The organism is Allokutzneria multivorans, assembly GCF_039537405.1.
GTDB lineage: Bacteria > Actinomycetota > Actinomycetes > Mycobacteriales > Pseudonocardiaceae > Allokutzneria > Allokutzneria multivorans.
The window spans coordinates 94927-111857 of the sequence record NZ_BAABAL010000017.1 but is presented as its reverse complement, the minus strand read 5'-3'; the positions used below and the strand labels follow the sequence as shown (position 1 = coordinate 111857).

16 protein-coding genes are annotated in these 16931 nt (G+C 70.5%); 8 read left to right on the top strand and 8 right to left on the bottom strand.

Annotation, left to right across the window (positions count from 1 at the left end; genetic code table 11):
• Positions 1–18: 18 nt before the first annotated feature.
• Together ABD798_RS21615 and ABD798_RS21610 are read left to right on the top strand one after the other, a co-directional pair.
• The gene (locus ABD798_RS21615; RefSeq protein ID WP_344877620.1) at positions 19–711 is read left to right on the top strand and encodes a TetR/AcrR family transcriptional regulator; all 693 of its coding nucleotides are present in this window, start codon (positions 19–21) and stop codon (positions 709–711) included.
• A complete protein-coding gene (locus ABD798_RS21610; protein ID WP_344877618.1) occupies positions 711–1451 on the top strand; it encodes an SDR family oxidoreductase in 741 nt (246 codons plus the stop codon). The genes ABD798_RS21615 and ABD798_RS21610 overlap by 1 nt, the downstream gene beginning before the upstream one ends.
• Here the strand turns inward: ABD798_RS21610 and ABD798_RS21605 are convergent.
• Genes ABD798_RS21605 through ABD798_RS21590 form a run of 4 tightly spaced genes read right to left on the bottom strand, consistent with a single transcriptional unit; the run spans position 1435 to position 3248 of the window.
• Positions 1435–1818, bottom strand: a complete 384-nt coding sequence (locus ABD798_RS21605; protein ID WP_344877616.1) for a PPOX class F420-dependent oxidoreductase — start codon at positions 1816–1818, stop codon at positions 1435–1437. The genes ABD798_RS21610 and ABD798_RS21605 overlap by 17 nt on opposite strands.
• A 12-nt stretch (positions 1819–1830) precedes the next feature.
• The gene (locus ABD798_RS21600; RefSeq protein ID WP_344877614.1) at positions 1831–2073 is read right to left on the bottom strand and encodes a hypothetical protein; all 243 of its coding nucleotides are present in this window, start codon (positions 2071–2073) and stop codon (positions 1831–1833) included.
• Positions 2074–2130: 57 nt separating this feature from the next.
• The gene (locus tag ABD798_RS21595; protein WP_344877612.1) at positions 2131–2700 is read right to left on the bottom strand and encodes a hypothetical protein; all 570 of its coding nucleotides are present in this window, start codon (positions 2698–2700) and stop codon (positions 2131–2133) included.
• Positions 2697–3248 carry an RNA polymerase sigma factor gene (locus tag ABD798_RS21590; protein ID WP_344877610.1) on the bottom strand — a complete coding sequence of 184 codons (552 nt, stop codon included), beginning with the start codon at positions 3246–3248 and terminating at the stop codon, positions 2697–2699. Before ABD798_RS21590 ends, ABD798_RS21595 begins: the two co-directional genes overlap by 4 nt.
• A 126-nt stretch (positions 3249–3374) precedes the next feature.
• Between ABD798_RS21590 and ABD798_RS21585 the strand changes: the two genes are divergently transcribed.
• Genes ABD798_RS21585 through ABD798_RS21575 form a run of 3 tightly spaced genes read left to right on the top strand, consistent with a single transcriptional unit; the run spans position 3375 to position 6405 of the window.
• Positions 3375–4388 carry an iron-siderophore ABC transporter substrate-binding protein gene (locus tag ABD798_RS21585; protein WP_344877608.1) on the top strand — a complete coding sequence of 338 codons (1014 nt, stop codon included), beginning with the start codon at positions 3375–3377 and terminating at the stop codon, positions 4386–4388.
• Positions 4385–5383 (top strand): FecCD family ABC transporter permease, encoded by a 999-nt coding sequence (locus ABD798_RS21580; protein WP_344877606.1) that lies wholly within the window; start codon positions 4385–4387, stop codon positions 5381–5383. The genes ABD798_RS21585 and ABD798_RS21580 overlap by 4 nt, the downstream gene beginning before the upstream one ends.
• Entirely contained in the window at positions 5383–6405 is a 1023-nt protein-coding gene (locus tag ABD798_RS21575) for a FecCD family ABC transporter permease (protein ID WP_344877604.1), read from the top strand. Before ABD798_RS21580 ends, ABD798_RS21575 begins: the two co-directional genes overlap by 1 nt.
• 352 nt (positions 6406–6757) lie before the next feature.
• Here the strand turns inward: ABD798_RS21575 and ABD798_RS21570 are convergent, their stop codons facing one another.
• From ABD798_RS21570 to ABD798_RS21555, 4 genes are all read right to left on the bottom strand, one after another.
• Positions 6758–7027 carry a type II toxin-antitoxin system RelE family toxin gene (locus tag ABD798_RS21570; RefSeq protein WP_344877602.1) on the bottom strand — a complete coding sequence of 90 codons (270 nt, stop codon included), beginning with the start codon at positions 7025–7027 and terminating at the stop codon, positions 6758–6760.
• Positions 7024–7308 carry a type II toxin-antitoxin system Phd/YefM family antitoxin gene (locus tag ABD798_RS21565; protein ID WP_344877600.1) on the bottom strand — a complete coding sequence of 95 codons (285 nt, stop codon included), beginning with the start codon at positions 7306–7308 and terminating at the stop codon, positions 7024–7026. Before ABD798_RS21565 ends, ABD798_RS21570 begins: the two co-directional genes overlap by 4 nt.
• Before the next feature lie 36 nt (positions 7309–7344).
• Positions 7345–8022, bottom strand: coding sequence for a GTP pyrophosphokinase (locus ABD798_RS21560; RefSeq protein ID WP_344877598.1), 678 nt, complete (start codon positions 8020–8022; stop codon positions 7345–7347).
• An 87-nt stretch (positions 8023–8109) separates the two neighbouring features.
• Positions 8110–10218: a putative bifunctional diguanylate cyclase/phosphodiesterase gene (locus tag ABD798_RS21555; protein WP_344877596.1), complete on the bottom strand. Its 2109-nt coding sequence runs from the start codon at positions 10216–10218 to the stop codon at positions 8110–8112.
• A gap of 403 nt (positions 10219–10621) precedes the next feature.
• On the opposite strand from ABD798_RS21555, the gene ABD798_RS21550 reads away from it, so the two are divergent.
• The 3 genes from ABD798_RS21550 to ABD798_RS21540 all read left to right on the top strand — a co-directional run bounded on the left by ABD798_RS21550 (position 10622) and on the right by ABD798_RS21540 (position 16873).
• Positions 10622–11704 (top strand): ImmA/IrrE family metallo-endopeptidase, encoded by a 1083-nt coding sequence (locus ABD798_RS21550; protein WP_344877594.1) that lies wholly within the window; start codon positions 10622–10624, stop codon positions 11702–11704.
• Positions 11705–11819: 115 nt separating this feature from the next.
• Positions 11820–15605 (top strand): Pls/PosA family non-ribosomal peptide synthetase, encoded by a 3786-nt coding sequence (locus ABD798_RS21545; protein ID WP_344877592.1) that lies wholly within the window; start codon positions 11820–11822, stop codon positions 15603–15605.
• Positions 15602–16873, top strand: coding sequence for a M1 family metallopeptidase (locus ABD798_RS21540; RefSeq protein WP_344877590.1), 1272 nt, complete (start codon positions 15602–15604; stop codon positions 16871–16873). Before ABD798_RS21545 ends, ABD798_RS21540 begins: the two co-directional genes overlap by 4 nt.
• The last annotated feature ends 58 nt before the right edge of the window (positions 16874–16931 follow it).

Here is a 16931-nt window from a genome sequence, read left to right as displayed (position 1 = left end):
CGACGTCAACATAGCGGCGTGGAAGCCAGGAGGACCCGCGCCAAGCCGGGGGACGGCGCACGGCTGCGCGAGGAGATCCTGCGCAACGCCGAACGCCTGCTCGTGGAGACCGGCAGCGAGGACGCGCTGACCCTGCGCGCGGTCGCGCAGCGCACCAGGGTCACGACACCCTCGGTGTACCTGCACTTCAGCGGCAAGGAAGCGCTGATCGAGGCCGTGTGCCTGCGCGTGTGGGACGAGCTGGGCAACCGCATCCGCGAGGCGGTCAGCCGCATCACCGACCCGCTCATCGCGCTCGGCGAGTGCGGGCGCGCCTACGTGCACTTCGCGCTCGACCACCCCGTGCAGTACCGCCTGCTGCTGATGCGCCCCTCGGCCTCCGCAGAAGCGTCGAGGACGTGCTTCGAGCACATGGTGAACGCGGTCACCGCGTGCGTGGAAAGCGGTGTGCTGAAAGGGAATCCCGACACCGTCGCGCTGACCATGTGGACCGCCGTGCATGGCTGCGCGGCGCTGCTGATCACTCAGCCGGCGCTGCCGTGGCCCGACGACGTGAACGAGATCATCGACGCGACCGTGCGCACGGTGGGCTTCGGCGCCGTGCTCAACACCCACCTCCCCCGTCGCCGAGTACCGCGCGGAACCGAGCTCCTTGACGGGGTCACCATCGCGGCTGAGCGCCTGAAAGCCTTGGGAAGCAGGAAGAAATGATGACTGGTCGAGTCGTGCTCGTGACGGGAGCCTCGCGTGGCGTCGGAGCCGACACCGCACGCCTGCTCGCCGCCTCCGGAGCGCACGTCTTCGTGAACTACCGGGACAAGGCGAAGCGCGCTGACGGCGTGGTGGCGGACATCGTGACGGCGGGCGGCAGCGCCGAGGCGGTCAAGGCCGACCTCACCGACCCGTCCGAGGTCGCGGCGATGTTCGACCTCGTCCGCGCGCGCTGCGGTCGGCTGGATGCGTTGGTGCTCAACGCTTCTGGCGGCATGGAGCGCGATCGCGACCCGGACTACGCGATGCGGCTCAACCGCGATGCGCAGGTGCGTGCGGTGGAACTGGCGCTGCCGCTCATGCCCGCGCTCTCCCGCGTGGTGTTCGTGACCAGCCACCAAGCGCACTTCCACGGCCAGCGCCCGACCTACGACTCCTACGAGGCCGTCGCGGCGAGCAAGCGCGCCGGGGAGGACGCACTCCGGGCACGCATCCCTTCGTTGAGCGAGCGCGGGATCGGGCTGGTCGTGGTGTCCGGCGACATGATCGAGGGCACGATCACCGTCACGCTGCTCGACCGCGCCGAGCCCGGCATCGTCGACGCGCGCCGGGCCGAAGTGCAGAGCCTGCCCACCGTCGCCGAGTTCGCCGAGGCCGTCGCCCGCGCCGCCGTGGAGCCGGTCGCGACCGGGCACACCGTCTTCGTCGGCGGGGCGGACTACCTCACGCCGACGGGCTGAACTCCGACGGGCTGGCCTCGATCTCGATCCCCACCGCCGAGCCGCCGTTGCGCCGCACCCTGCCGAGCAGGAGCACGATGGTGAACCACCGGAACTTGTTGCCGTACTTGGCAGTCATCGCGCGTTTGGCGGTGCGCAGCTCGGCGGGCGGCAGCACGCGCGCCCGCCCGCTGCGCCACTGCCCGTGCGGATTGCCGTGGAAGTCCGACGGCGCGAACTCCACGCGCGGATCACGCCGCAGCCGCTTGACCTTCCACGAACGACTCGGCGTGTAGCCGTAGAGGCGGCCTCCCGCGGGTGCGAGCCAGATCGGGCCCGTGACCGCTGATCCGTCCTTCTTGTACGTCCGCAACGCGAAGTACTCCACCTGTGCTCCCTCCTACGGGTGCAGCGACGCTGCGTACACCAGCAGCGAGAGCACCGCCTGCCCCGACGCGACACAGATGCCCGCGACGGCCGTCCAGTCGATGGTGTGCCACTTCCTGGTGACGATCGAGACGACGCCGCAGACGCACGCGATCACCACGAGCACCAGGTTCACGTACGGAAAGATCCAGCTGGCGACCGCGAGGCCCAGGGAGATCGGCCCGAGCCACGCCTGGCTGCCTGAGCGGTCCTTCATGGACACCTGCTTCATCGATCCGTCCGGCTCAGGCTCGGGGCTGGGACCCCACCGAGCCTACCGGGGCCCGCCGCTGTCCAGACCCGGCCGGATCGGAGCGTCGACCGGCACGCACGCGCCGACCGCCCCCTCCGCGAAGGTGACCACCAGCCCGGACACGTCCCCTTCGCCGGAGGTCTCGATCACCACGGCCCGGTCGCCGGTGAAATCCGCCGGGTCGAAGGTGAACACCGCCGCCGTGCCCGCCGCCTCCGAGCTGCTGAGCCCCGTCGACAGCGCTCCGGCCGAGCTCACCGGCTTGTCCCGCATCGGCGTGAAGCGCGGAGCCCGGCACGTCTTGCCCGCGGGGAGGTAGTCGACCTTCGCCTTGATGCCCAGCTCAGCGAGCTTGCGCTCCAGCCCCGCCGCGTCGCTTAGCTGCTTGATCTCCACGCGCACGGTGCCGTCCTGCTGTTTCTCCAGCGCGAAGGCAGCTCCACCACCGGTGAACAGAAGAGGCACCGCGACGGCCGCGAGCCCCGTTGCGGCGAGCGCGAGGCGCCACCTGGCCGCCGGGCGGACGGGCTCGCGCTCCGCGACGACCTGCTTCAGCTCGGTGAGCAGGCGGTCTTCGAATCGTTCGGTCATGGCAGGACCTCCGCGGTCGAGGAGACGAGGTGCTCGCGCATCAGCCGCCGCGCCCGGTGCAGGCGCACCCGCGCGGTCCCGGCCCGCACGCCCAGCGCCTTCGCGGCGTCCTGGACGGTCAGCCCGTCGAGCGCGACCAGTTCGAGCACGGCCCGTTCCCCGTCGGAGAGCCGGTCCATCGCCCGGTACAGCTCGCGCGCCCGGCTCGCCGCGTCGATCCGCCGCTCCAGCGCGGCGATGTCGTCCTCGTCGAGCAGCGCCCGCCCGGCGATCCGGCTCGCCGCGCGCAGTCCTCGTGCCCGGCGCCGCAGCTCCCCCGCGACCACGTTGCGCGCGACTCCGAAGAGCCAGCGCTTCGGGTCACCCCTGTCCGCGCGGAAGGTGTGCGCCGTGTCGATCACCGCGAGGAACACGTCAGCGGTCAGGTCGGCGGCGAGGTGCGGATCGTCGACGCGGCGGACGACGAAGCGCTGCACCGCCTGGACGTGCTCGCGGTAGAACGCCTCGAACGCGGCGGGATCGTGGCCTGTTCGCGTGAAGTCGGTCATCGGCCACCCGTCCCCTGAGTCGTGTGCGACACCTCTTCTTGGCCGATGGGCACCACGGCGTTACGAGGGGACCGGGCCTTAGGTTAGCCTTCCCTCATTCGGGTTACCACGTCGAAGGGGAGCCTCGTGCCCAGAGTGTCATTACGCCTGATCAGCGCGCTAGCCATGGCCGTCGTCCTGGCCGCGTGCGGAAGCACGGCAACCCCTCAGCCGGGTGACGCCGGGGGGTCGGCACCCACGGCTGACGGCGTGTTCCCGGTGCGCGTGGAGCACAAGTACGGGGTCACCGAGATCAAGTCGCAGCCGCAGCGCGTGGTGACGCTGGGCCTGTCCGACCAGGACGTCGCGCTCGCCGTGGGCGTCAAGCCGGTCGGCGTCGTCGACTGGTTCAAGGAGCGCCCGTTCGGCAAGTGGCCGTGGACGCAGCCGTTGTGGGGCACCACCCCTCCGGAGATCGTCGGCGAGCGCGACGAGTACAACCTGGAGAAGATCGCCAAGCTGCGCCCCGACCTGATCATCGCCCAGTACTCGGGGATGAAGAAGGAGCAGTACGACACGCTCAGCCAGATCGGCGTGCCCGTGGTCGCGCAGTCCGGGAAGTTCGCCGACTACGCCGCGACCTGGCAGGAGATGACCCGCAACCTGGCCAAGGCGCTGGGCAAGGGTGCGACCGGGGAGAAGCTGATCACCGACATCGGTGAGCGTTTCGCCAAGGTGCGCAAGGAGAACCCGGCGTTCGCGACCAAGACCGCGATCGTCGCCGACACCTTCGAGCCCGGCAACTACGCCGCGTTCGCCGCGCACGACCCGAAGGCCGCGTTCCTGACCGAGTCCGGCTTCAAGATGCCGCAGAAGATCGTCGACGTCCCCAAGGCGGAGAACATCATCAGCATCGGCTCGGAGGGCTTGGACCTGCTCGACGTGGACCTGCTGCTCTGGCTGTCGGAGGACGAGGTGGCCTCGCAGCGCGTCCGCGACGAGCCGCTGTACCGCAAGCTCAAGGTCGCGCAGGAGAAGCGCGACCTGTTCGTGCCGTACAACGAGCCGCCGATCGGCGCCGCGATCTCGTTCAACACCGTGCTGTCGATCCCCTACGCCATCGACAAGCTCGTTCCGATGCTGGCGGGCAAGGTGAAGTGAGACCAGCTCTGCGAGGGCTCGGCCTCGTCGTCGCGCTGGTCGCGCTCGGCGTCACCATCGTGCTCAGCGTGTGGCTCGGACTGCGCAACATCCCGATCTCCGAGCTGTGGCGCGTGTTGTGGCACCACGACGGCTCCGTCGAGGCCGTGACCGTGCACGAGGTTCGGCTGCCCAGGACGCTGCTCGGCGTCCTGGTCGGCGCGGCGTTGGGGTTGTCGGGCGCGCTCATGCAGGCGCTCACCCACAACCCCCTCGCCGACCCCGGGCTGCTCGGTGTGACGCTCGGCGCGTCCACCGCCGTGGTCTCGGGCATCACCTTCTTCGGCGTGACCACCGTGACCGGACACGTCTGGCTCGCTTTCGCCGGCGCGGCAACGGCTTCGGTGGTGGTCTACCTGCTCGGCGCGAGCGGTCGCGGCAGGCCCACCCCGGAGCGGCTCGTGCTGGCCGGCGCCGCGATCACCGCGACGCTGTACGCGGTCAACTCCGCGATGTTGCTGCTCTTCCCGCAGTCCTTCGGCCAGTTCCGGTTCTGGGAGGTCGGCGCGCTCGCCGGTCGCGGTGCCGACGTGCTCGCCCAGGTCGCGCCGTTCCTCCTGGTGAGCGTTCCCGCCGCGCTGCTGCTGTCCCGCCCGCTCAACGCGCTGGCGCTCGGAGAGCAGGTCGGCAAGTCCCTCGGCGTGCACGTCGGCCGCACCCGCGTGCTCGGCGTGCTCGCCGTGACTGTCCTTTGTGGAGCGGCGACGGCGGCTGCCGGGCCCATCGCCTTCGTCGGCCTCGCCGTTCCCCACGCCGCGCGCCTGGTCGTCGGCACCGACCAGCGCTGGGTGCTGCCCTATTCGGCCGTGCTCGCGCCGATCCTGTTGGTGGGCGCGGACATCATCGGCCGCTTCGTGATCGCTCCCGCGGAGTTGCAGGTCGGCATCGTCACCGCGTTCATCGGCGCCCCGGTGTTCATCGCGCTGTGCCGCCGTCGTTCCCCTGGCAGGTTGTGATGCTCCTCCGCTTCCGCGCCGTCTCCGTGCGCGTGCGCCCGCGCTCGGCCAGCGTCGTGATCACGTTGCTGCTGCTGACCTTCGCGCTCGGCGCCATCAGCATGACCACCGGCGATTTCCCGCTCACCGTCTGGGAGGTCGTGCGCACCGTGCTCGGCTTCGGCGATCCCTCGACGGAGTTCATCGTCAACCGCCTGCGCCTGCCCCGCGTGCTCATCGCCGTCCTCGTCGGCGCCGCGCTCGCGCTGAGCGGTGCCGTGTTGCAGAGCCTGACCCGCAATCCCCTGGGCAGCCCCGACTTCATCGGCTTCGCCAACGGCTCCGCGACCGGCGCGCTGATCGCCATCCTGGTGTTCCAGGGCAGCATGGCCGAGATCTCCCTCGGCGCGCTCATCGGCGGTACCGCCACCGCCGCGCTCGCCTACCTGCTCGCCTTCCGGCGCGGCGTCCAGGGCTTCCGGCTCGTGCTCGTCGGCATCGGCCTGAGCGCCATGCTGTTGGCCGCCAACAACTACCTCGTCACGCGCGCTTCGCTCACCGGCGCGCTCGCCGCGCAGACGTGGATCACCGGCACCCTCAACGGCCGCACCTGGACCCAGCTCGTCCCGCTGCTGATCGCCCTCGCGCTCCTGCTCCCGCCGACCGTCTACTTCGGACAGAAGCTCGCGCTGCTCGAACTCGGCGACGACAAGGCCCGCGCACTCGGCGTCCCCGTCGAGACCACCCGCCTGGCCCTGCTCGGCGTCAGCGTCACCCTCGCCTCCGTCGCCACCGCCGCGGCCGGTCCCATCACCTTCGTCGCCCTCGCCGCCCCGCAACTGGCCCGCAAACTCACCGCCGCCCCCGGCCCCGGCCTCACCGCCGCCGCGGCCACCGGCTCCCTGCTGCTCGTCGCCAGCGACCTGGCCGTGCAACGCCTCTTCTCCCCGACCCCGCTCCCCGTCGGCATCCTCACCAGCGCCATCGGCGGCACCTACCTCGCCTGGCTCCTCGTCCGCGAATGGCGCCGCAACCACCTCTGACCCCCGTTACGCGCTGAATGACTCATTGAGGTACTTGAGCGTCCTGAATGACTCATTCAGGTACCTCAACGCGTCAAACAAGCCGTTCGCGCACACCACCAACGGTTTACCGTCGTTGGAGACGGCCGCAGCAGGGGTTGGCCGTACTTGAAGACCAGCGAACTCGCACTCGCGCTGTCGCTGAAGCCCTGAACGACCCGTTCAGTGCGCTCAACGCGTCAAACAAGCCGTTCGCGCAGCTCATCGCTACCTAGCCGACTGTTGTTCCACGAAGAGCGAGGCGCTCCGCGAGTACCTCGAAATCGCCTAAAGTAACGCCGAACGTTACGTTGGCCGATTTGAAGGTATCGCCTCAGCGGTACGCGTCTCCTCTGTGCTTGATCGCCTCGATCAGCACGGTCCGTTCTTCCTCGTTGATGCGGTACAGCACGCGATACGTGGCACGCCGTGCCGACCAAACTCCTTCGAAGGGCTCTCTCAACGGCTTGCCCACGCGGTACGGGTTCTCCCGCAAAGGTCCGAGCACGAGTTCGAGCACTGCTGCGGCTACGGCTTCTGGCAAGTCTTTGGCGACCGCTCTCCTGGCCGCACTGGACCAGGACAGCTCAAAAATCTCACTCACGCGCCTGCGGACCGCCGTGCCTCGAAAGCCGCCAGGACGTCATCGGTTCCATAAGTCTCACCTGCGGCACGAGTGCGCTGCGCCTCTGCGAGATCAGCCACCGTTTGCTGATCACTGAGCACGGCGATCGTCTCCAGCAGGGACTCCCACTCGTGCACGGAGATCACCACAGCGGCAGGCGCGCCGTTCTTGGTCACGGTGACCTGCTCGTGTTGCGCCTCGATCTCGGAGACGAGGGCGGACAGGTGCGCCTTCACCTCAGCCAACGGCAGTGTCTTCATGGTCAGAATTCTAGTCATGAAACCGCCGCGTGTCACTCAGCGGTGGAGGCGGCGGTGCAGGGACTCCATGCGGGCGTCGAGCTGGGCGGCGACGGCGGCGGTGCTGGCGAGCTCGTCGGCGAAGTCGGAGGGCACGTGGTCGTCGTACTTGTAGAAGAGCTTGTGCTCCAGGGTGGCCCAGAAGTCCATGGCGATGGTGCGCATCTGCACCTCGACCTTGACGTGCTCGACGCGGTCGGAGAGGAACACCGGGATCCGCACGATGAGGTGCAGGCTGCGGTAGCCGTTGGGCTTGGGCGAGGCGATGTAGTCCTTGGTGTGCAGGATCTCGACGTCGTGCTGGCGGCCGAGCATCTCGCGGACGCCGTAGACGTCGGAGACGAACGGGCACACGACGCGGACGCCCGCGACGTCGTCGAGGTGTTCGGCGATGGTGTCGAGATCGGTGCTGAGCCCCTTGCGCCGCAGCTTCTCGATGATCGCCTCGGGCCGCTTGACGCGGTGGGTGATGTGCTCGATCGGGTCGTGCCGGTGGACGAAGTCGAACTCCTCGCTGAGGATGCGCAGCTTCGTCAGCAGCTCCTCGACGGCGAACTTGTACACCAGCAGGAACTGGGACAGCCTGCGGAAGTCCTCCAGCAGTGGCGCTCCGGCCAGCTCGGAGCCGGACGAGCGCGAGCGGCGCACCAGCGGGTTCTCCCCCGTCGTCTCCATCACAGCTTTCTCGTCCGTCCCCCACCGGCGGCACTGCCACTCACCCAACGAGCGTAACGACTCGCGAGTTCCCACCGGGCACGGACCTCAGGACAGGACGGGGAACATCCGGCCGAGCCCGAAGTCGGCGCCCGCCGAGCGCCACCAGTCCAGCTGCGCGGGCGTCTCGATGCCGTCGACGATCACGGCGACTCCGGCGGAGCGCACGTGCGCGACGAGTTCGGTCAGCGACCGGTCGAGCGCGGAGCGGCCGGAGCGTTCGGCTTGGAGCCGGACCAGTGATGAGGCGAGGCGGACGCCGCGCACGGGCAGGTCCTCGACGAGGGCGAGATCGGTCGCGGAGGTGCCGAAGCCGTCGAGCACGATGCCGATCCCGGAGTCGGCGAGCACCGCGAGGTTGTCGGCGGCCTCACCGCAGTCGGAGAGCACCGCCCGCACGGGCATGCCGAGCTGGAGCCGCGCCGGGTCGAGACCGGTGTCCTCGAGCACCTGCAACACCTCGCCGACCAGGTCGGCGTCGGCGGCCTGGTACGGGGTGAGCCCGACGCCGAGCGGGAGCTGGCGCTCGGCCATGCTCTCGCACGCGGAGCGCAGCAACCACGTGCCCAGCGGCATGACGAGGCCGATCTGCTCGGCGAGCTCGACGCACTGCGCGTGCGGGAGCTGCCCGAGTTCGGGGTGCTCCCAGCGCAAGAGTGCTTCCACCGCAACGGTTCCGCCGTCGGCGAGCCTGGCGAGCGGGCGCGAGTACATGCCGACCTCGCCGCTCTCCCACGCGCCGGGCATCGTCGCGGCGAGGCCGAAACGGGCGCGGTCCAGCTCGCTCTGCACCGGGTCGTACACGCCCCACTGCCTGCTGCCGTTGCGCTTGGCGCGACGCAACGTCATGTCCGCCAAGCGCAACAGCTCGGCGGCTTCGATGTCGGGCTGCGGGCGGTGCACGACGCCGATGCACGCGGAGGACGCGACACCGTTGCCGTCCACGTAGAGCGGCTCGGCCAGCACCTCGTTGATCTGCTCGATGGTCCGCACGACGTCCGGCGTGCCGGCCTCGTTCTGCACGAGTACGCCGAACTCGTCGCCGCCGAGCCTGGCGACCATCGCGCTCTCACCGGCGAAGATCGAGCGCAGCCGCTCGGCGGTGCTCTTCAGCAGCGCCTCCGCCGCGGGCGCCCCGAGTCCGTTCGCGATCACCGAGAAGGCGTCGAGGTCCAGGTGGTACATGGTCACGCCGAAGGTCTGGTCGGCATGCCGGAGCACCCGCTCCAGCCTGGTGGTGAAGAACTGCCGGTTCGGCAGGCCGGTCAGCACGTCGTGCAGCGACTGGTGGCTGAGCTGGCCCTGCAACAACGTCAGCTCGGTGTCGTCGCCGACGATCACCACGTAGTGGTTGGGGTTGCCGTCGCCGTCGCGCAGCAGCGAGATCGCGAGGTGCGCCTGCACGGTCTCGCCGTCCTTGCCGAGCATGGTGCGGCGCTGGCGCAGCCGTTCCGACTTGCCGTCGGCAAGTTCACGCAGCCCGTTGCGCACGAACGGCACGTCCTCGGGCGCGACGACGTCGAACAGCGCCAGTCCGTCGAACTCCGCCGGGGTGAGGTCGAGGATCTCGCCGAGAGCGGCGTTGGTGCGGACGAACGCGCCGTCCAGGTCGGTGATCGCGATGCCGCTGTTGGAGGAGGTGAAGACCTCGTCGAAGCGCGCCTCGCTGGCCTTGCGGTCGCGCTGCGCGTCCTGCGCCGCCTTGATCAGCGCGCGGTTGAGGTTCTCCTGCTGCGTGAAGATCGACAGCCGGACGGCCTCGACGTAGCCGGAGGTCAGGGCGCCGAGCAGGCCGACGACGCGTTCCGGCAACCGGTCGGCCGGGAACAGCTCGGTCATGGCGAGCAGGGACTTGCCCAGGATCTCCACCGTGCGGCGCAGACTCGTCCTGCCCGTGAAGTTCAGCTCGACCAGGCGCGCGCCCACCTCGGTCGCGCCCTCCGAGGAGAACGGCTCGGTGCGCATCGCGGTGAACAGGACGCCGACCAGCTCGCCGAGCCTGTGCTCGATCTCCGGCTGTGGCATCGGGATGTAGGTGGTCGAGCTGACCAGGTAGGCCCATTTCTTGGCCAGCCTGGTGCGGGCGCGATCCAGCGACTCGGCGGAGATCCGAAGCTCCGGCGAGTGCGGTGAGCGGTCCGGCAGCGGAAGGGTCATCAGGCCCGTCCACCTCGCGCTACGGCCGGAAATGGACCGGGGAACGCCACGGCTACCTCACTAGGTTCCTTTGCGCACAAGGCAAGAAGACTAGCGAGTCGGCCACGCGAGCGGCTACGGAAGGTGATCCTCTCCGGGCCCGAGATTAGGCCGCCCGTGTGCGTCGCGAGCACGCGGAGCCGAAGGAATCGCAGGTCAGCGCTCCACACGCGACAGATCTGCCGAATTGTCGGTCAACCGCCGTTCGGGGAATTTCACCCACTCAGACATTGGGCATTTGCCAGGTGCGCAAACGTTTCTCGAAATGCGACGGTCCTTCACCTGAATTCGGCCCCGGTGCTCCGACACGATCGAGTGGTGGGTGATGATGCTGGTACCCCCACGCGCAGCCCGAGGAGACGCCGTGACCACGGACGCCCACGCCACCGCGTCGGGCTTCGATCCGGCGCGCTTGGCGATGGCCCGCGCGCTCGCCGGGCTCCGCGCGCGGGAGCTGGCCGAGGCCGCCGGGCTCGCCCCCGCGGCCGTCTCGCGGATCGAGCTGGGCCAGCTCCGCCCAGACCCGAGCGTGCTCGCGCGCTGCGCCGAGCGGCTCGGCGTCCAGGTCGACTTCTTCGCACCGGGACGGCCGCATCTGCGGCTGGACACCGCGCGCGCCCACTTCCGCTCGCTGCGCGCGACCACAGCCGCCAAGCGCGCTCAGGCGCTCGCGCACGTGGAGCTGCTGTGGGAGGTCACCACCGCGCTGGAGGAGGTGGTCGGGCTGCCAACTGCCGACCTCACCGGCCAGCACGACAGCCCTGAACGTGCCGCGCACGCGGTCCGCGCAGCGTGGGGCGTGGAGTCCGGCCCGGTTCCCGACCTGGTTCGCTCGCTCGAAGCTCACGGCGTCGTGGTGAGCCGCCTGCCCGTGCAAGCCGCTGTCGGCGTGTTCTCCTGCGTGCTCCCCGAGCGGCCGACGATCGTCCTGACGGAGCGGGAAAACCCCCTGCGCCAACGCTTTTCCGTGGCGCACGAGCTTGGCCACCTCGTGCTGCACCCGGACCCGGCACCGGGCAGCCGCGTGCACGAGTCGGAGGCGGACGCCTTCGCCGCCGAGTTCCTGATGCCCGCCGAGGAGATCGCCGGGACCTTCCCACTGCACGCCGGCCTCGATGCGGTGAAGGAGCTGGCAGACGCGTACGGCGTGACGGCCGCCGCGCTCGCCGCACGTGGGCGCGCGCTGGGCTTGATGACCGACGCGGCGCACCGGCGGCTGTTGACGGCACTGGCCAAGCGCGGCTGGCGGACGGCCGAGCCGGTCGACCGCGAGCACCTCGGCGAGCGGCCGAACCTGTTGTGCCGCGCCGTGGTTCTCGCCGCGGAGCACGGGGTGGACCTGGCCGCGCTCGCTGTTCGCCTGCGCGTCGACACCGCGACGCTGCGCGGCCTCACGGGGTTCACCGAACGGCCGGAGAGCGCGCCGCGGCGGCTCCGCCTGGTGTGACGTTAGCCCGTGAGAGCAGCGGATTCACCGCGCTCGCGGTAGGCTCTGGGGTCGCGCTCATCGGATTTTCTTTACGCACAGCCGAAAAGCGCATTCCTGAGTTCGGAGGACGCGCATGACCGCGGTGCAGACGCTGGCTCCGGCCTTGTTCGCGGGTTCGTCCGCGCCGCCGGAGCGCACGCTGCTCGACATCGTCACCGAGACCGCACGGCTGCACCCGACGGCGCACGCGCTGCGGGCGGGAGCGACCGTGCTGACCTACCGGGCGTTGCTGGCCGAGGTCGACGAGCTGCGCGATTCTCTTGCGGCGGCGGGGATCGGCGTCGGCGACCGCGTCGGTGTGCGCGTGCCTTCCGGAACGACGGACCTCTACGTCAGCATCCTCGCGGTGCTCGCGGCGGGCGCGGCCTACGTGCCGGTCGACGCCGAGGACCCGGACGAGCGAGCCGATCTGGTGTTCGGCGAAGCGGACGTGTGCGCGGTGCTGGGCGCGGACCGCGTGCTGACCGTGCGCGGTACTCCTATGCGCGTCGCGGGCGAGCCTGGGCCGGACGACGACGCGTGGATCATCTTCACCTCGGGCTCCACGGGGAAGCCGAAGGGCGTCGCCGTCAGCCACCGGTGCGCGGCTGCGTTCGTCGATGCCGAAGCTCGACTGTTCCTTGTGGACGAACCGATCGGGCCGGGAGATCGCGTGCTCGCGGGGCTGTCGGTGGCTTTCGACGCCTCCTGCGAGGAGATGTGGCTCGCGTGGCGGCACGGCGCGTGCCTCGTCGCGGCGCCGAGGGCGTTGGTGCGCACGGGAATGGACCTCGGCCCCTGGCTGGTCGAGCACGAGATCACCGTGGTGTCCACCGTGCCGACGTTGGCGGCGCTGTGGCCCGCCGAGGCGCTGGACGAGGTGCGGCTGCTGATCTTCGGCGGCGAGGCGTGCCCGCCGGAGCTGGCTGAGCGTGTCGCCGTCGAGGGGCGCGAGGTCTGGAACACCTACGGCCCGACCGAGGCCACTGTGGTCGCGTGCGGCGCGCAGCTGACCGGCGAGGGTCCGGTGCGCATCGGGCTTCCGCTGGACGGCTGGGAGCTGGCCGTCGTGGACTCCGCCGGGGAGCTGGTCCCGATGGGCGGCTCCGGTGAGCTGGTGATCGGCGGCGTGGGCCTGGCGCGCTACCTGGACCCGGACAAGGACGCGGAGAAGTACGCGCCGCTGCCGTCGTTGGGCTGGGACCGCGCCTACCGCAGCGGCGACCTGGTCCGCGCGGAGCCCGAGGGCCTCGTTTTCCTTGGCAGGGCGGACGAACAGGTCAAACTGGGCGGGCGCCGCATCGAGCTGGGCGAGGTCGACGCCGCGCTTCAGGCACTGCCCGACGTGGCGGGCGCCGCGGCCGCCGTGCGCGGGACCAAGGGCGGCAACCAGATCCTCGTCGGCTATCTGGTGTCCACAGTGGACGAGTTCGACCAGGCCGCCGCGCTCGACCGGCTGCGCGCCGCACTACCGGCCGCGCTGGTCCCGCTGCTGGCGATCGTCGACACGCTGCCGACGCGCACCTCCGGCAAGGTCGACCGCAACGCGCTTCCGTGGCCGCTGCCCAGCACGACCGAGCAGACCGCCGACCTGGACGGCACGCAGGCGTGGCTCGCTGAGCAGTGGACCGAGGTGCTCGGCAGGCCACCCGCCGACAAGGACACCGACTTCTTCTCCAGCGGCGGTGGCAGCCTGGCAGCCGCCCAGCTGGTCTCGCTCCTCCGGCAGCGCTATCCGAGCTGCTCGGTCAACGATGTCTACCAGCGCTCCACGGTCGCCGAGCTCGCCGCGAGGCTCGACGAGTTCAAGGTCACCGAGGCGGCTGAGCGCGTCGTCGAGCCGACCCGCCTTCGCGCCGGGCTCGCGCAGATCGCTTTGCTGCCACTGCTGCTGACCGTGGTCGGGATGCGGTGGGTCACCGTGCTCGCCGCCGCGGGAAACGTGCTGGGCTGGACGCCCGCCGTGTCGTGGTGGTGGGTGCTCGCGGGGTGGGCGGTGTTCATCAGCCCGCCCGGCCGTGTGGGGATCGCGGTCGGCGGAGCGCGGTTGCTGTTGCGGAGCCTGCGTCCCGGCTCCTATCCGCGCGGCGGAAGTGTCCACTTGAGACTGTGGACGGCGGAGAAGCTGGCCGAGCTGAGCGGAGCTTCCAAGCTCTCCGGCGCGTGGACGACCTACTACGCCAAGGCGCTCGGGGCGCGGATCGGGCAGGGCGTCGACCTGCACTCGGTGCCGCCGGTGACGGGAATGCTGAAGCTGGGCAAGGGAAGCGCGATCGAACCCGAGGTCGATCTGACCGGCCACTGGCTCGACGGCGACGTCCTGCACGTCGGCCGCATCCGCGTCGGAGCTGGCGCGACCGTCGGCGCTCGCAGCACGCTGATGCCCGGCGCGCGGATCGGCAAGCGCGCTCAGGTCGCGCCCGGCTCGTGCGTGCTGGGCTCGGTCCCGGCCGGGCAGCGCTGGGCCGGAGTGCCCGCCGTGCGCTCCGGCAAGGCGGCGCAGCGCTGGCCCGACGAGCGGCCTGAGCACAAGCGCCGCTGGGCGTTGACCTACAACGTGACGTCGTTCTTCCTGGACCTGCTGCCCGTGGTCGGCGCGATCCCCAGTCTGCTCGTGCTCGTGGCCTTCGACGGCTCGCTGCTGTCGGTTCCGTTGGTGACAGTGCTGTTCATGCTCACCTACGCGGTGCTCGTGCTGGTCAGCGTGCGATTGCTGAGCATCGGCCTGCGCGAGGGCTACCACCCCGTGCACGGGCGGATCGCGTGGCAGGCGTGGGCGACCGAGCGGCTGATGAACTCCTCGCGGGTGGCTCTGTTCCCCTTCTACGCCAGCCTGTTCACGCCGGTGTGGCTGCGTGCGCTCGGCATGAGGGTCGGGCGTCGGGTCGAAGCCTCGACGGTGCTCGCGCTGCCGTCGATGACCACGGTCGGCGACGGCGCTTTCCTCGCCGACGACACGATGGTCGGCACCTACGAGCTGGGCGGCGGCTGGATGCGGATCGGCGCCGCGAAGGTCGGCAAGCGCGCTTTCCTCGGCAACTCCGGCATGACCGCGCCGGGTCGTTCAGTGCCCAACCGCGGCCTCGTCGGCGTGCTCTCGTCCACGCCGAAGCGGGCCAAGGCGGGCAGTTCGTGGCTCGGCATGCCGCCGATGAAGCTGCCTCGTGTCGCGGAGACCGGCGACCAGAGCAGGACGTTCGACCCGCCGCGACGGCTCGTGATCGCGCGTGCGCTCGTCGAGCTGTGCCGGGTGATGCCGGTGATGTGCACGGTGGCGCTCGCCGTGTCGGTGCTGTGGGTGCTGCGCTCGGCCCCGGTGTGGCTCAGCGGTGTCGTGCTGCTGGGCGCGGGCGTCGTGGCCTGTGTGGTCGCCTGCCTGGCGAAGTGGTTGCTGGTCGGGCGGTTCGGCCGGATCGAACGTCCGCTGTGGAGCTCGTTCGTGTGGCGCAACGAGCTGGCCGACACCTTCGTCGAGGTGCTCGCGGTGCCGTGGCTGGTCGGCTCGGTCGGCGGCACCCCGCTGATGAACCTGTGGCTGCGCGGGCTCGGCGCCCGGATCGGCCGGGGCGCGTGGTGCGAGTCGTACTGGCTCCCCGAGGCGGATCTCGTGCGGATCGGCCGGGGCGCGACCGTCAACCGGGGGTGCGTGGTCCAGACCCACCTGTTCCATGATCGGATCATGCGGATGGACACGGTCACCCTCGGCGAGGGCGCGACGCTCGGGCCGCACGGCATCGCGCTGCCCGGCACCGCGATCGGCGCGCGGACCACGGTCGGCCCGGCGTCGCTGATGATGAGCGGCGAGAGCGTTCCGCCGGACACCCGCTGGGTGGGCAACCCGATCGCCGCGTGGCGCACCGGGAAGGCCCGCAAGGGATGAGGCAGCTGCCCTACCTCGACGCGCACGGCGACGACGGGTACTCCGTCCTGCGCTACGACCTGCACCTCGACTACCGCCCCGGGGCGAACCGGCTCGGTGGGCGCGCCGTGATCACCGCTGTCGCGCGCTCCGCGCTGAACAGCGTGAGCCTGGACTTCGGCCCGTTGCGCGTGGACCGAATCCTGTTCGACGGCAAGGTGGTCCGCTACGCGCACCGGCTCGGCAAGCTCCGCGTGCGCCCGGGGCGCGTGCTCGCGGTGGGCGAGGAGTTCACCGTCGAGGTGCGCTACGCCGGTGTGCCACGGCCGAATCGCGGGCACTGGGGCGAGATCGGCTGGACGCAGCTCACCGACGGCGCCTTGGTGGCGAGCCAACCCACCGGCGCCTCGTCGTGGTTCCCGTGCAACGACCGCCCCTCCGACAAGGCCGCGTACCGGATCTCGGTCACGACCGCTCCGAGCTACACCGTGATCGCGAGCGGCACGCTGGTGTCCCACACGGGCACCACGTGGGTCTACGAGCAGCCCGAACCGACCTCGCCGTACCTCGTGTCCGTCCAAATCGGACGGTACGTGTCGGCGGAGCTGGCGAAGGCGCCCGTCCGCCAGCCCGCCGCCGTGCCCGCGCGGCTGCTGCGCGCGTTCCGCCACGACTTCGCCAACCAGCCCAGGATGCTCAAGGAGTTCTCCCGGCTCTTCGGCCCGTACCCGTTCACGGAGTACGGCGTCGTCGTGGTGGACGAGGAGCTCGACGTTCCCGTTGAGGCCCAGGCGATGTCGATCTTCGGCAGCAACCACGTCGACGGGCGGCGCGGCTCGGAACGCCTGGTGGCGCACGAACTCGCGCACCAGTGGTTCGGCAACAGCGTGACGGCGTCCGACTGGCGGCACATCTGGCTGCACGAGGGCTTCGCGACCTACGCGGAGTGGCTGTGGGCGGAGGCTGACGGGCGGTCCTGCCACGCGCTCGCACTGCGGTCCCACGCCAAGCTCGCGCAGCTCCCGCAGGACCTCACGCTCAGCGCCCCCGGCGTACGGCGGATCTTCGACGACCGCGTGTACGAGCGCGGTGCGCTGACCCTGCACGCGCTCCGCACGGCCATGGGCGACGCCGCGTTCTTCCGCCTGCTCCGCGAGTGGACCACCGCCCACCGCCACTCCACCGCGACCACCCCTGACTTCATCTCCTTGGCAGAGGCCCACTCCGCCGTGGACGTCCGCCCCCTACTCGGCGCCTGGTTGGACGAAGCACCCCTGCCTCCGCTCTAGTGCCTGCGCATGCATGGAGCCGATGAGGCCGAAAAGCGTTGCGAGTGAGCACTTTTGT

Coding starts and splice junctions, on each gene's coding strand:
- ABD798_RS21545 (WP_344877592.1), top strand. CDS start 11,820: ATGACCGCGGTGCAGACGCTGGCTCCGGCCTTGTTCGCGGGTTCGTCC.
- ABD798_RS21600 (WP_344877614.1), bottom strand. CDS start 2,073: ATGAAGGACCGCTCAGGCAGCCAGGCGTGGCTCGGGCCGATCTCCCTG.
- ABD798_RS21610 (WP_344877618.1), top strand. CDS start 711: ATGACTGGTCGAGTCGTGCTCGTGACGGGAGCCTCGCGTGGCGTCGGA.
- ABD798_RS21540 (WP_344877590.1), top strand. CDS start 15,602: ATGAGGCAGCTGCCCTACCTCGACGCGCACGGCGACGACGGGTACTCC.
- ABD798_RS21595 (WP_344877612.1), bottom strand. CDS start 2,700: ATGACCGAACGATTCGAAGACCGCCTGCTCACCGAGCTGAAGCAGGTC.
- ABD798_RS21590 (WP_344877610.1), bottom strand. CDS start 3,248: ATGACCGACTTCACGCGAACAGGCCACGATCCCGCCGCGTTCGAGGCG.
- ABD798_RS21575 (WP_344877604.1), top strand. CDS start 5,383: ATGCTCCTCCGCTTCCGCGCCGTCTCCGTGCGCGTGCGCCCGCGCTCG.
- ABD798_RS21560 (WP_344877598.1), bottom strand. CDS start 8,022: ATGGAGACGACGGGGGAGAACCCGCTGGTGCGCCGCTCGCGCTCGTCC.
- ABD798_RS21555 (WP_344877596.1), bottom strand. CDS start 10,218: ATGACCCTTCCGCTGCCGGACCGCTCACCGCACTCGCCGGAGCTTCGG.
- ABD798_RS21565 (WP_344877600.1), bottom strand. CDS start 7,308: ATGAAGACACTGCCGTTGGCTGAGGTGAAGGCGCACCTGTCCGCCCTC.